Genomic DNA, 846 nt, shown 5'->3' with positions numbered 1-846 from the left:
GGGGGTGTCAACATTTTCTTCGACAATTTGTCCGCCTGCTGACGGCCATCTTCCTTGCCTCTGCCGCCTTCGGCGGTTCACGGCCGCCGTTTCGCCACTATGGGCTAGCTGGAGTCAAGTTCAACCGCCGGTATCAATCGGTGTGGTAAATTCTCCAAAAGCGATCTTTTTTCCCCACTGACGCTGAACTTCGCCACCCCTTCGTCCCGATCAACTTTATGCCTCTTCGTTCAGCGAGTTCATGCCAACTATCTACCATTGACGCTGCGAATGCCTCTTCCACTGCCCTCAACTAGGGAGGGCCTTGGAGACAGCGATCGCGGTAGGGACCGCCGTTTCCGGCGGCCCCCCGCACAGATCCGTACGTGAAGGATTACCTCATACGGCTCTCGCCTTGAGTCGAGCGTGAAATCGTTTATCTGGATACGGGTGCAGGATGCGTGGTGACGGGATGTGTTTCCTCACCAAGCGGGTCATTCGCCTCCAGGTCCACCGCTGTTTGCCTTTCTCACTGCGTCGTCGCAGCGTGCGGAACCACAGCTTGTGAACTTCGTCGGTGAATTGCTTCAGCCTTCGGCTGTTGCCCGGAACCGCGTGATAATTCAGCCATCCCCGCACGACCGATGCCAACCAGCGTGCCGTTTCGCCCACGGGACGATGCATGCGTTGGTACAACGCTCGCTTAATCGCATCGAGCGTGGCCCGCATGCGTTTGGCAATGCTGTATCTTCGGATCGTGAACCATCCATGAGTTCTCGTCTTGTCGCACATGTGCGTAAAGCCGAGAAAATCAAACGTCTCGGGACGCCTATCTCCTCGTCGCTTTCGTTGTTGAGCCGCATAGCG

At 56.9% G+C, this 846-nt stretch carries 1 protein-coding gene; it reads right to left on the bottom strand.

From position 1 onward, the window contains the following. Positions 1 to 378 precede the first annotated feature (378 nt). The coding region (locus tag NG895_RS13020) for a group II intron maturase-specific domain-containing protein (RefSeq protein ID WP_279676308.1) at positions 379 to 846 on the bottom strand (468 nt) is incomplete at its 5' end.

The organism is Aeoliella straminimaris, assembly GCF_024054565.1.
Taxonomy (GTDB): domain Bacteria; phylum Planctomycetota; class Planctomycetia; order Pirellulales; family Lacipirellulaceae; genus Aeoliella; species Aeoliella straminimaris.
The sequence above is the reverse complement of the archived record's forward strand: the minus strand, read 5'-3'. Positions and strand labels throughout refer to the sequence as shown.